General features: G+C 43.6%; 8 protein-coding genes, 1 tRNA gene and 1 pseudogene. All 10 read right to left on the bottom strand.

Annotated elements, in window-relative coordinates:
• Window positions 1-338 precede the first annotated feature (338 nt).
• Entirely contained in the window at window positions 339-4,553 is a 4,215-nt protein-coding gene (gene rpoC / locus ABO04_RS11680; protein WP_160810850.1) for a DNA-directed RNA polymerase subunit beta', read from the bottom strand.
• Window positions 4,554-4,697: 144 nt separating this feature from the next.
• Complete coding sequence (rpoB, locus tag ABO04_RS11675; protein ID WP_160810849.1) at window positions 4,698-8,777, bottom strand: DNA-directed RNA polymerase subunit beta; 4,080 nt, start codon at window positions 8,775-8,777, stop codon at window positions 4,698-4,700.
• A gap of 355 nt (window positions 8,778-9,132) precedes the next feature.
• A complete protein-coding gene (rplL, locus tag ABO04_RS11670) occupies window positions 9,133-9,507 on the bottom strand; it encodes a 50S ribosomal protein L7/L12 (protein WP_160810848.1) in 375 nt (124 codons plus the stop codon).
• Window positions 9,508-9,583: 76 nt separating this feature from the next.
• The gene (gene rplJ, locus ABO04_RS11665) at window positions 9,584-10,099 is read right to left on the bottom strand and encodes a 50S ribosomal protein L10 (RefSeq protein ID WP_160810851.1); all 516 of its coding nucleotides are present in this window, start codon (window positions 10,097-10,099) and stop codon (window positions 9,584-9,586) included.
• A 440-nt stretch (window positions 10,100-10,539) separates the two neighbouring features.
• Window positions 10,540-11,235, bottom strand: coding sequence for a 50S ribosomal protein L1 (rplA, locus tag ABO04_RS11660; protein WP_160810847.1), 696 nt, complete (start codon window positions 11,233-11,235; stop codon window positions 10,540-10,542).
• A gap of 1 nt (window position 11,236) precedes the next feature.
• Window positions 11,237-11,668, bottom strand: coding sequence for a 50S ribosomal protein L11 (gene rplK, locus ABO04_RS11655; protein WP_160810846.1), 432 nt, complete (start codon window positions 11,666-11,668; stop codon window positions 11,237-11,239).
• A gap of 114 nt (window positions 11,669-11,782) precedes the next feature.
• Window positions 11,783-12,316, bottom strand: coding sequence for a transcription termination/antitermination protein NusG (gene nusG, locus ABO04_RS11650; protein WP_160810845.1), 534 nt, complete (start codon window positions 12,314-12,316; stop codon window positions 11,783-11,785).
• 21 nt (window positions 12,317-12,337) lie between these two features.
• Entirely contained in the window at window positions 12,338-12,682 is a 345-nt protein-coding gene (gene secE / locus ABO04_RS11645; RefSeq protein ID WP_160810844.1) for a preprotein translocase subunit SecE, read from the bottom strand.
• A 128-nt stretch (window positions 12,683-12,810) separates the two neighbouring features.
• Window positions 12,811-12,886 (bottom strand) — tRNA-Trp (locus tag ABO04_RS11640).
• A 42-nt stretch (window positions 12,887-12,928) separates the two neighbouring features.
• Window positions 12,929-13,102: pseudogene (tuf, locus tag ABO04_RS11635) on the bottom strand (elongation factor Tu); the annotation flags it as partial.

Here is a 13,102-nt window from a genome sequence, read left to right as displayed (position 1 = left end):
CTTCAGCGCTTCATAGGTCTCGTCCGGTACCGTCGATATGTCCGCATATGTGTAACCACATAACATCATACCCGCACACAGCATGACCCCCTTTATCCACTCCCCTAATCTCATCTCTCTCCTCCACTACCTGTCGGTATTCCCAGTAATCAAAATAATAATCCGCTACCTCAAGCCCTCTCAGGTAACCAGTTATCCTCACTGCCATAATACTCAGCCGCCAAGACTACTTCCTCATCAAAACTTAGTCAAGATTTTAAAATGCGAAATCAGAAACCAAAATTCTGAAAATACCTAATTTTAACAATCATAATAAATAAACGTTATAACTGCATCTATCATTCGGCAATTTCATTTGCCGCCAAGTTGGCATCCAAGTAGACGGTACTTTCTGATAACCTCTGCTTCTTCCTAATGTTATGAAAAGATAAACCAGTTCCAGCTGGTATTAACCTACCTACAATCACATTCTCCTTCAGACCCCGCAAATCATCTTTTTTACCCATGATAGATGCTTCGGTCAGAACACGGGTTGTTTCTTGGAAAGAAGCAGCAGAAATAAATGAATCTGTCGAAAGAGATGCCTTAGTTATTCCCAGTAACACGTATTCATAGGTTGCTGGCATCTTGTTTTCCGCAATGAGCTTCTCGTTCTCAATAAGAACTTCAGCACGCTCAACTTGCTCTCCTGGAATAAAAGCAGAATCCCCTGCATTTGTTATTTGGACACGGCGCAGCATTTGTCTGACAATCACCTCTATATGTTTGTCGTTGATACTTACACCTTGCAGGCGGTAGACATCCTGAACCTCATCGCTGATATATTTCGCCAATGCCTCAACACCTTGTAGCCGCAAAATATCATGAGGGTCAATAGGTCCATCAACGATCACCTCTCCCTTATTTACCACCTGACCATCATGAGCAGTCACATGCTTATCCTTGGGAATTAGATATTCATGCGCAACGCCATCAAGATCAGTGATCACAAGACGCTGTTTTCCTTTTGTATCTTTCCCAAAAGCTACCGTGCCGGTCGCTTCAGCAAGGAAACCAGCATCTTTTGGCACCCTCGCCTCAAATAATTCAGCCACACGAGGCAGACCGCCAGTAATATCACGAGTCTTCGATGTCTCCTGAGGAATACGAGCCAGAACTTCACCAATACCAACTTGCTGCCCATCTCGTACCGTTATAATTGAGCCAACGTGAAATGTGATGCTGACAGGCTGGTCAGTTCCTGGAATGTTAATTTCCCGGTCACTTTCATCCAAAAATTTAACAAGTGGCCGTAACCCCTTGGACTGCGCAACATTTCTTCGCTTAAGATCTATAACCACAAGCGTTGCCATCCCGGTTATTTCATCAATTTGCCTGACAACTGTTACGCCTTCTTCAATATTTTCAAAACGAATCTTGCCGGCATATTCCGTTATGATAGGGCGCTTATGGGGTTCCCATGATGCCAAAACCTGTCCTGCCTTGATTGTTTCATCATTCTGCACATGCAGCGTCGCGCCATAAGGAATTTTATGTCGCTCACGCTCACGACCGTTTTCATCTTGGATCAGAATCTCGCCACTACGAGAAATTACAATTAGTTCGTTCTGTGCATTCTTTACATAGCGAATATGATGTGAGTAACGAACAATTCCGTTTGACTTGCTCTCAGCCTGATTGGCAACTACAGCTCTTGAAGCTGCTCCACCAATATGAAAGGTGCGCATGGTTAATTGCGTACCCGGTTCACCAATGGATTGGGCGGCAATTACCCCTACGGCTTCTCCCACATTGACCGGCGTTCCCCGACCCAGATCGCGTCCATAACATTTTGCACATAGCCCGTATCGAGTTTCGCAGGTAAGTGGTGTCCTCACTTTCACCTCATCGACACCACAAGCTTCAATTTCATCCGCAGTATCTTCATCCAGCAATGTACCTGCCGAACAAATAATCTCACCGGTTTCCGGATTGATGACGTCCGTTGCTGCCACCCGTCCTAAAATACGTCCACGCAAGGATTCGACAACATTACCGCCTTCTACCAAGGCCTTCATTACAACACCGGCATCCGTATGGCAGTCATTTTCCGTTATAACTAGATCCTGAGTCACATCAACCAATCTACGTGTGAGATACCCCGAGTTAGCAGTTTTAAGTGCCGTATCTGCCAATCCCTTTCTCGCACCGTGTGTTGAAATAAAATACTGCAGGATATTGAGTCCTTCACGGAAATTAGCTGTAATCGGAGTCTCAATAATGGAACCATCAGGCTTTGCCATGAGACCACGCATGCCGGAAAGCTGGCGGATCTGCGCGGCAGAACCTCTGGCACCCGAATCAGCCATCATATAAATTGAGTTGAATGATTCCTGCGTTACTGTCTTTCCATTTTCATCCGTCCTGATTTCACCCGTCTTTTGATCTCTGACCGGCTCGACACTCAGCTGATCCATCATTGCTTTGGCTACCTGGTCACCCGCGCGAGCCCAAATATCAACTACTTTGTTATAGCGCTCTCCCTGGGTTACCAAACCGGAAATATATTGATTTGCTATTTCATGTATTTCCTCTTCAGCCGCTTGAATAATGCCGTTTTTCTGCGATGGTGTAACAAGATCATCCAGACATATGGAAATTCCCCCGCGAGTTGCATAGGAAAAACCAGAATACATAAGCTTATCAGCAAATATAACAGTCTCCCGCAAACCGCATAAACGAAAGCTTGCATTTATAAGCTTGGAAATTTCCTTTTTCTTAAGCGCTTTGTTGATCAAGGCAAAAGGAAGCCCAGTTGGCAAAATTTCAGATATGAACGCTCTGCCAACGGTGGTTTCAAAACGCGTAATTGTTTCAGTCGGATCTTCATCACGGGCACAAGGTTCTTTCCTTTCCTTGATTCTGACAGTGATTCTGGCATTCAACTCCACCGCTTTGCTCTCATAGGCACGCATTACTTCCGCGACATCTGAAAAGATCATGCCTTCTCCTTGAGCACCAACCTTTTCACGAGTCATATAATAAAGACCCAGTACAATATCTTGGGAAGGAACAATGATTGGATCACCGTTAGCTGGTGAAAGAACGTTATTCGTTGACAACATCAACGTACGGCACTCCATTTGAGCTTCAAGCGACAAAGGCACATGCACCGCCATCTGATCGCCGTCAAAGTCCGCATTGAAAGCGGCACATACAAGCGGATGCAACTGAATCGCCTTTCCTTCAATTAGGACGGGCTCAAAAGCCTGAATTCCGAGTCGATGTAAAGTTGGCGCCCGGTTGAGCATGACCGGATGCTCACGGATAACTTCTTCAAGAATATCCCAAACAATCGGGTTTTCGTTTTCGACCTCCCTTTTGGCTGCCTTAATCGTGCTCGCCACCCCCATTATCTCCAGTTTATTGAAAATAAACGGCTTAAATAACTCCAATGCCATTTTTTTCGGCAAACCACATTGATGAAGCTTGAGTTGCGGCCCTACCACAATCACAGATCGGCCAGAATAGTCAACACGCTTACCCAATAGATTCTGACGGAAGCGTCCGCCCTTACCCTTGATCATATCCGCAAGTGATTTTAACGGCCGCTTGTTTGCTCCCGTCATCGCCTTACCCCGGCGGCCGTTATCAAGCAATGAATCCACCGATTCCTGCAACATACGTTTTTCATTACGGATAATTATTTCCGGCGCTCTCAATTCCAGCAATCGCTTCAAACGATTATTGCGATTTATAACGCGCCTGTACAAGTCATTCAGATCAGAAGTCGCAAAACGTCCCCCATCCAATGGAACCAATGGTCTTAGCTCTGGAGGCAAGACTGGCAATACTGTCAATATCATCCATTCCGGCTTCATGCCGGACTTATTAAATGCCTCGAGTACCTTGAGTCGCTTGGCGGCCTTTTTAATCTTTGTTTCAGAACCTGTCGTTTGAATCTCAAGACGTAAAGATTCTATTTCTGATGAAATATCCATGCTACTCAATAGCGTGCGAATACCTTCCGCACCCATCGCGGCGCTAAAATCGTCTCCAAATTCTTCTGTTTTATTCAGATAATCATCTTCGGTCAGAAGCTGGCCGCGAGTCAGAGGCGTCATTCCTGGATCAGTAACGATGTAGGCCTCAAAATACAGAACCCGCTCTATATCTCGTAACGTTATATCGAGCACAAGCCCCAAACGGGAAGGTAGTGATTTTAAGAACCATATATGAGCAACAGGCGAAGCCAGTTCGATATGGCCCATACGTTCTCGCCTGATCCTGGATAGCGTAACCTCCACACCACATTTTTCACATATCACTCCCCGGTGCTTAAGCCGCTTATATTTACCACACAAACATTCGTAATCTTTAACTGGACCAAAAATTTTTGCGCAAAACAAACCATCTCTTTCTGGCTTGAAGGTTCGATAATTTATGGTTTCAGGCTTTTTCACCTCTCCATATGACCATGATCTGATTTTTTCAGGAGAAGCCAAGCCTATTTTTATGGAATCAAATTCTTCTTTTTGTGTAACTTGTTTGAATAAATCAAGCAATGCTTTCACATGTCACTCCTGTGAATCAACGTATAAACCTGAAATGGGCCGAGGAAACTCTGAATCTCGAGGAATTAAATATAAGCCTCTACAAAACAAAATCGCCACACTCAATCGACATAAACACATACCAAATATCAGTCAACAAAGACATCAGTGCTGCTCCAGATCGATATCCAGTCCCAGAGATCTGATTTCCTTAACCAGTACATTGAATGACTCTGGCATGCCTGCATCAATTTTATGATCTCCTTTGACAATACTTTCATAGACTTTAGTCCGCCCACTGACGTCATCAGACTTCACAGTCAGCATTTCCTGAAGCGTATAAGCCGCGCCATATGCTTCCAAAGCCCAGACTTCCATTTCGCCAAATCGTTGTCCTCCAAATTGAGCCTTGCCGCCCAACGGCTGTTGCGTGACAAGGCTGTAAGGACCTGTCGAACGTGCATGCATCTTGTCATCCACCAGATGGTGAAGTTTCAGTACATGCATATAACCTACGGTAACAGAACGATCAAAAGCCTCTCCTGTCCGACCATCGTAGAGAGTAGTCTGTCCAGATTCCGGCAAACCTGCCAATTTCAGCATATGCTTGATCTCAGATTCATGAGCACCATCAAAAACAGGAGTGGCAAAAGGAACTCCATTCGACAGGTTTTTTGCTAACTCGCGTATCTCCTGATTATCCAGAGAAGCCAAATCTTCCTGTTTTCCGTTATCACTATAGATTTTATTTAGAAAATCCCGAATCTCGGACACATCGTGTTGAGAGGCCAGAATCTCATTAATTTTCTTGCCAAGCTCTTTAGCGGCCCAACCCAAATGCACTTCAAGCACCTGGCCAATATTCATACGCGATGGAACACCCAATGGATTCAACACGACATCAACCGGAGTACCATCGGCCATATATGGCATATCTTCCACGGGGACAATCTTTGAAATGACTCCCTTATTTCCATGTCGGCCAGCCATCTTGTCACCGGATTGCAACCTCCGTTTCACCGCAATATAAACTTTCACCATTTTCTGTACACCGGGTGGTAACTCATCTCCTTGGGAAAGCTTTCTCTGTTTTTCTTCAAAGGCAAGATCAAACAGCTTTCTTTTTTGAACCAGACTATCCTTAATCTGCTCCAGCTGAAGGCTTGCATTCTCATCAACCAGACGAATATCAAACCAGTAATGCCTCTCCACGCTTTCAAGATATTCTTGGGTGATAGTTGAATTTTTTGCCAACCTCTTGGGACCTCCGGCAGCAACTTTACCTGTAAGTAATCGCTTTGCACGCTGGGAAGCATCTGCCTCAACAATACGCATCTGATCCGCAAGATCTTTTTTAAAACGCCCCAATTCATCTGCTATGATTTGCTTGGAACGCTTATCTCGATCAACTCCTTCACGCGTAAAAATCTGTACATCTATTACCGTTCCTGAAATACCAGCTGGCACATGCAAGGAGGTATCCTTGACATCCGACGCCTTTTCTCCGAATATTGCTCGAAGCAGCTTCTCTTCGGGCGTCAGCTGCGTCTCACTCTTAGGCGTAACCTTGCCCACCAATACATCCCCAGCCTCAACTTCAGCGCCGATATACACTATTCCAGATTCATCGAGGCGTGCACGTTGACGCTCGGATAAGTTTGGTATATCCGCAGTTATTTCTTCAGTACCAAGCTTTGTATCGCGACTGATGGCTGTGAGTTCCTCAATATGGATCGAAGTAAATCTATCGTCTGATACAACTCGCTCAGATATCAGAATAGAATCTTCAAAATTGAGTCCATTCCAAGGCATAAACGCTATCAACATATTCTGACCAAGAGCCAGTTCACCCAGGTCAGTTGATGCACCGTCCGCGATCACATCATCACGCGCAAGAACATCACCCATCTTTACAATAGGCCTTTGATTGATATTGGTATTCTGGTTTGAACGAGTATATTTGGTGAGATTATAAATATCGACTCCAGCTTCTCCAGCACGCGTTTCTGCGTCATGCACGCGAATCACTATACGACCGGCATCCACATAATCCACCACACCGCCTCGTAATGCCTTGACCGCAGTTCCTGAATGTACGGCAACCACTCGTTCAACTCCTGTGCCTACTAAAGGTTTTTCAGCACGTAAACACGGCACTGCTTGTCGTTGCATGTTTGATCCCATCAACGCACGATTGGCATCATCATGCTCCAGGAAAGGAATCAGTGAGGCCGCCACAGAAACAATCTGAGCTGGCGCAATATCAACATACTCAATCTGATCTCTGGATGCCAGGGTAAACTCATTTTTATGGCGACAAGAAACCACCTCAGCAGTGAAAACCCCGGCCTGATCAAAATTTGCATTAGCCTGCGCGATCACATATTGACTTTCCTCGATCGCTGAGAGGTATACAACCTCTTCAGTTACCCGAGCATCTTTAACCATGCGGTATGGGGTTTCTATGAATCCATATTCATTGGTTCTGGCATAAAGTGCCAGTGAATTAATCAAACCAATATTGGGTCCTTCCGGCGTTTCGATCGGACACACACGTCCATAATGCGTTGGATGCACATCGCGCACCTCAAAACCGGCGCGTTCACGCGTCAACCCACCAGGCCCCAATGCTGATATACGTCTTTTATGCGTAATTTCGGACAATGGATTAGTCTGATCCATAAATTGCGACAATTGGCTCGATCCAAAAAACTCACGTATAGCAGAAGATACCGGCTTAGCATTGATAAAGTCGTGCGGCATCAAATTTTCTGATTCAGCCTGGCTCAAACGCTCCTTAACCGCTTTCTCAACACGTGCCAAGCCCGCTCTAAATTGATTTTCCGCTAATTCACCTACCGAACGAACACGACGATTGCCCAAATGGTCAATATCATCAATTTCACCTCTGCCATTTCGCAATTCAACCAGTATTTTAATGACGTCAGTAATATCTTCATTTGATAAAGTCGTAGAGCCTGTTAGTTCTTCGCGCCCTACCCGCCGATTGAATTTCATTCGCCCGACGACAGATAAATCATAACGCTCCGGAGAATAGAAAAGGCCATTGAACAAGGCCAGCACAGCCTCTTCAGTCGGAGGTTCACCAGGCCGCATCATCCTGTAAATAGCAATTTGAGCAGACATTTGATCAGCACTTTCATCAATCCTCAGTGTTTGTGAAATGTAAGGCCCGTAATTGAGATCATTTACAAAAAGAGTGCTAATTTCACTATTTTTATTTTGAGTCTGCTTAATTCGTTCAAGTAAAGTTTCATTAATTTCGCTATTGGCTGTGGCAATGACTTCTCCCGTTTCCTTATCTACAATGTCCTCAGCCAGAATCTTTCCTAACAAAAACTCTTCAGGCACCGAAATTTTTGTAAGGTTAGCCTGTTGTAGATCACGTACGTGTTTTGCCGTTATCCGCTTATCTTTTTGTACAAAAACCTTACCATCCTCAGAAACAATATCAAAGCCAGCCAACTCTCCACGCAAACGCTCCGGAACAAGATGAAATAAAATCCTATTGTCCGTAAACGTAAAGCGATCAAATTCAAAAAAATCAGCAAGAATCTGTGTAGAAGAATAACCCATCGCTTTTAGAAGGGTTGTAACCGGCATTTTGCGACGACGGTCTATCCTGAAATAGACGTAATCCTTGGGATCGAACTCAAAATCCAGCCAAGAACCACGATATGGAATAATACGGGCAGAAAACAATAATTTTCCGGATGAATGTGTTTTACCACGGTCATGCTCAAAAAACACTCCCGGTGAACGATGCAACTGTGAAACAATAACACGCTCCGTACCATTAATAATAAAAGAACCCGTCTCCGTCATGAGAGGAATCTCTCCCATATAAACTTCCTGTTCTTTAACTTCTTTGACAGTCGGTTTTGAAGCTTCTTTATCCATAATGGTTAGTCTGACTCTGGCACGCAATGGAGAAGCGTACGTCAGCCCTCTCTGCTGGCACTCCTTAACATCAAATACAGATGCACCAAGCATATAACTTATAAAGTCAAGACGAGCATTATTAGAGTGACTTTCTATTGGAAAAACAGCATTAAATGCTGCTTGTAGCCCCTGATTCTTTCGTTTACCTGGCGCTACATCCTCTTGCAAAAAATCAGCATAAGATTGTATCTGGGTGGCAAGAAGAAACGGAAATGGTAGAATGCTGGTACGTTTAGCAAAACTTTTCCGTATACGTTTTTTCTCGGCAAACGAATAACTCATTAAATCACTCCGTGCACTGAAGATATAATCGGGATTGAAGGGTGGCCTGTTTGATATAAGACGAACATCTAAACAAAGTTACAACTTTAACCTATATAGTAGTACTACGTGAGCCAAGCAATAAAATACTCTATCCACACAGCGCATGGACTGCAAATATGATATTCAAAGCTCAAAAAAATTCTATAAAATCATGTTACCTAAGCAGGCTAGAAAAAGAATTTTGGAGATTCGACTAACAGTCAATTAGTGAATTAGTACTACTTCTACTTATCAACATTACTTTTCTGCTGCCATAGACAAAGGCTGACAATACCAATCAGTATCTGTCAGCCCGAACTGCCAATATAATTAATTATTTAATCTCACAGCCGGCGCCAGCTTCAGACAGCTGTTTCTTAAGCGCCTCTGCATCTTCTTTAGAAATACCCTCTTTAACTGCCTTCGGAGCACTATCCACCAAATCTTTGGCTTCCTTCAGGCCCAAGCCGGTAGCCGCTCTAACAACTTTAATGACATTGACTTTACTATCACCAGCCGAAGTAAGAATTACGGAAAATTCGGTTTGTTCTTCAGCGACTGCTGTTGCGGCAGCCGGCGCAGCCGCAACAGCAACTGGCGCTGCTGCTGAAACACCAAATTTCTCTTCTAATTCCTTGATCAGCTCAGATAATTCCAAAACTGTCATATTAGCGATAGACTCTAAAATTTCCCCTTTTGCCATACTCATTTATTTCTCCTGATATCAATTAAATTCAGATCAACCTGATACGAATCGCTAAGCTCTATCTATAATTGGCTTTCGATTATTTTCCATCGCGTACTGCAGCCAGCCCACGCACGAACTGTGAAGGAACTTCATTAAGCGTTCTCACAAATTTCGCAATAGGTGCCTGCAAAGTACCAAGCAATCTAGCTAGCAACTCCTCTCTGCTTGGCAATACAGCGAGAGCAGCCACATCCTTATCGGACATGACTATCCCTGCCATGGCGCCAGCCTTAATTATGAAACGATCATTATCCTTAGCGAATTCATGAAGAACCTTTGCAGTGATTACAGGATCGCTGCCAATTCCGTAAGCAAGCGGTCCTACCATTGACTCAGCTAGCCCGGAAAAGGGAGTGTTTGCAACTGCTCGCCTTACAAAGGTATTTTTGATAACCCGGAAATAAATACCAGATTCTCGCGCCTTGACTCGCAACCGGGTAAACTGCTCAACACCCAATCCACGATACTCCGCTATAACGATAGCCTGAGCTTTTGTAATTTGATCACTGACCTCGGCTACGACTGCTTTCTTCTCATCGAGATTATGACTCAAAAGATATTCTCCATTTAGAATTTCGCCAAAATTATCGTTACAATTCATAACGATACATTCTCATTCAAAACGGCGACCTGAACCAGGAGAAATTTTTCTCTACCTGCTTATGGGTACACCATCTGCGTTGGGCGCAATTTCCAGAATAACCGCAACAAATTACGATAATTATTTCCGTGATTTATAAATATCAACTTAGTCGCAAATACTTTATTCTCACAAAATCAATTATTTGTTACCTTCTAAAAATTTATATAGATTACTGTGTTCCCTTATTATTACTCAGAAAATCTTCAGTTATTCCTCATATTGCTATTAAGCTTTCACTTAAAAACAACAATCAACACTACAACAAGATCGCTATCTTTATAAAAAGCCCCAACGGTCTTTGACAATCTGCTGACAATATTTTGACAGCAGCCCAAAGCCTTTGATTACAACTAATCAGTTATTCCAGTGTGATCAACACGCACACCTATTCCCATAGTGCTTGAAACTGCCATTTTGCGCAGATAAACACCTTTTGATGTCGCCGGTTTTGACTTATTCAATGCGTCAACTAACATTACAACATTTTCCTTCAAAGCATCTACGCTAAACGAAGCTCTACCGACAGTACAATGCACAATACCTGTCTTATCTGCCCTGAATTGAATTTGACCTGATTTGGCATTCTTGACAGCACCTGCCACATCAAGTGTCACTGTACCCACTTTGGGATTTGGCATTAAACCTCGTGGACCAAGTATCTGCCCCAATTGGCCAACCACTCGCATTGAATCAGGACTTGCTATTGCCAAATCAAAATTAATCTCATTTGATTTAACTCGCTCAGCAAGATCTTCAAGACCAACTATATCTGCTCCCGCATCCAATGCTTCCTTGGCTTTCTCACCTTGCGCAAAAACGGCTACTCTTACCGTCTTACCCGTACCCGATGGTAACACCACCGCGCCCCGTACCACCTGATCCGATTTTCGGACATCTATCCCAAGATTAATCGCAATATCAATTGATTCGTCAAATTTAGCTGTAGCAGCCTCTTTCACCAAAGCCAAGGCATCTGCTAGCGGATACAATCGATCACGATCAATTCCCCGGGCAATTTCTTTGTAACGTCTTGAAGATTTAGCCATATCATGCCCCCTCTACTTCAACACCCATACTTCTGGCACTCCCGGCAATTGTCCGAACAGCCGCATCCATATTTGCCGCAGTAAGATCTGTCATCTTAATTCTGGCAATTTCTTCCACCTGACTTCGCGTCAACTTACCGACCTTATCTACATGAGGCTGAGCACTACCTTTACTCAAACCAGCTAGTTTCTTAATTAGAACAGAAGCAGGAGTCGTCTTTAAAACAAATGTAAAACTTTTATCTGCATACGCCGTAATAACCACTGGCACAGGCAATCCAGGCTCCATTTTTTGAGTGGCCGCATTAAAGGCTTTACAAAACTCCATGATATTCAATTGGCGCTGACCAAGCGCGGGTCCCACTGGGGGACTTGGATTTGCTTTTCCTGCCGGAATTTGAAGCTTTATATAACCTATTATCTTCTTTGCCATATATTCCCTTTTTTGGGTTCAAACGAATATCAATCATAATATTCTCCCCTTTTGTTACAAACCACATACACCAAAGCCACATCGGCTATAGCCAACAATCACCTATATACATATTCATATTTTTTCAACCTGGTGAAAATCCAGCTCGACGGGCGTAGGGCGTCCAAAAATAGATACAGATACTCGCAACTTATTTTTATCGTAATTAACTTCTTCAACATTTCCATGAAAATCAGTAAAAGGTCCCTCCTTAACACGCACTGCCTCTCCTGCTTCAAAAATAACTTTTGGCTTGGGTTTTTCCACCCCTTCTTTTACCTGATCAAATATACTTTCTATTTCCTTATGACTGATTGGCACAGGCTGCATGGACGTACCCCCTACAAAACCTGTCACTTTTGGTGTGCCCTTGACCAAATGCCAAGTTTCATCAGTCATTTCCATTTCAATTAATATATAACTTGGAAAAAACTTCCTTTCACTTATACTTTTCTGACCGCTCTTAATTTCCACCACTTCTTCAACAGGAATCAGGATCTCACCAAACTTATCTTCAAAGCTGTGTAGTGCGATCCGATCTCTTAACGCTTTTTTTACACTCTTTTCAAAACCTGAGTAGGTATGAACGGCGTACCATTTTTTACTCATATTCCTCCCGGAACACTTTCATCATCCTTCCTGATCCATCACATATCTAACGATCGCCATCAAACCCGAATCCACAGCCCATAAAAAAAACGCCATCGTTATGACAAATGCACAAACCACACCAGATGTCTGAAGTGTTTCCTTTTTACTAGGCCAAACAACTTTTTTTACTTCCTCTACAGAATCCTTAAAAAAAGAAAACAACTGCCTTCCCTGCGTCGTAAACAACATAACGACTGTTGCAAAAGCCAACCCCAATAGTAAAACGACTACCCTTACTACCACGGGGCTATCCTGCAAAAAATAAAAGCCGAAAAAGCCAGCCATTCCTAATAATGCCGCAATCCCAAGCTTAATCTTATTCACTTTTTTTACCCGCAAAAATTACTTTTAAGTCTTAAAAAACCCGAGTTACAAATCTTCTCTTACTCCTTCAATCCACCTAAAATCCACGAATCAAATTTTTAGGATTTACTCAATGCAGATCTATATTTTGGCAGGCCAGGAGGGCATCGAACCCCCAACCTTCGGTTTTGGAGACCGACGCTCTGCCAATTGAGCTACTGGCCTATTTTTCAAACTAAGAACCATAACGCTACAACACCATCGACTTTATTCAATCACTTTAGCGACGACGCCGGCGCCAACGGTACGCCCCCCCTCACGGATAGCAAAACGCAACCCTTCAGTCATCGCAATTGGTGCAATCAAATTAACATTAACTGATATATTGTCGCCAGGCATCACCATTTCGACACCTGCCGGCAGTTCAATCGAGCCTGTTAC

Origin of the sequence: Nitrosomonas sp. HPC101, from assembly GCF_009833125.1 — a bacterium.
In the GTDB taxonomy this organism is placed as follows: domain Bacteria; phylum Pseudomonadota; class Gammaproteobacteria; order Burkholderiales; family Nitrosomonadaceae; genus Nitrosomonas.
This window is presented reverse-complemented; position numbering and strand designations above follow the sequence as displayed.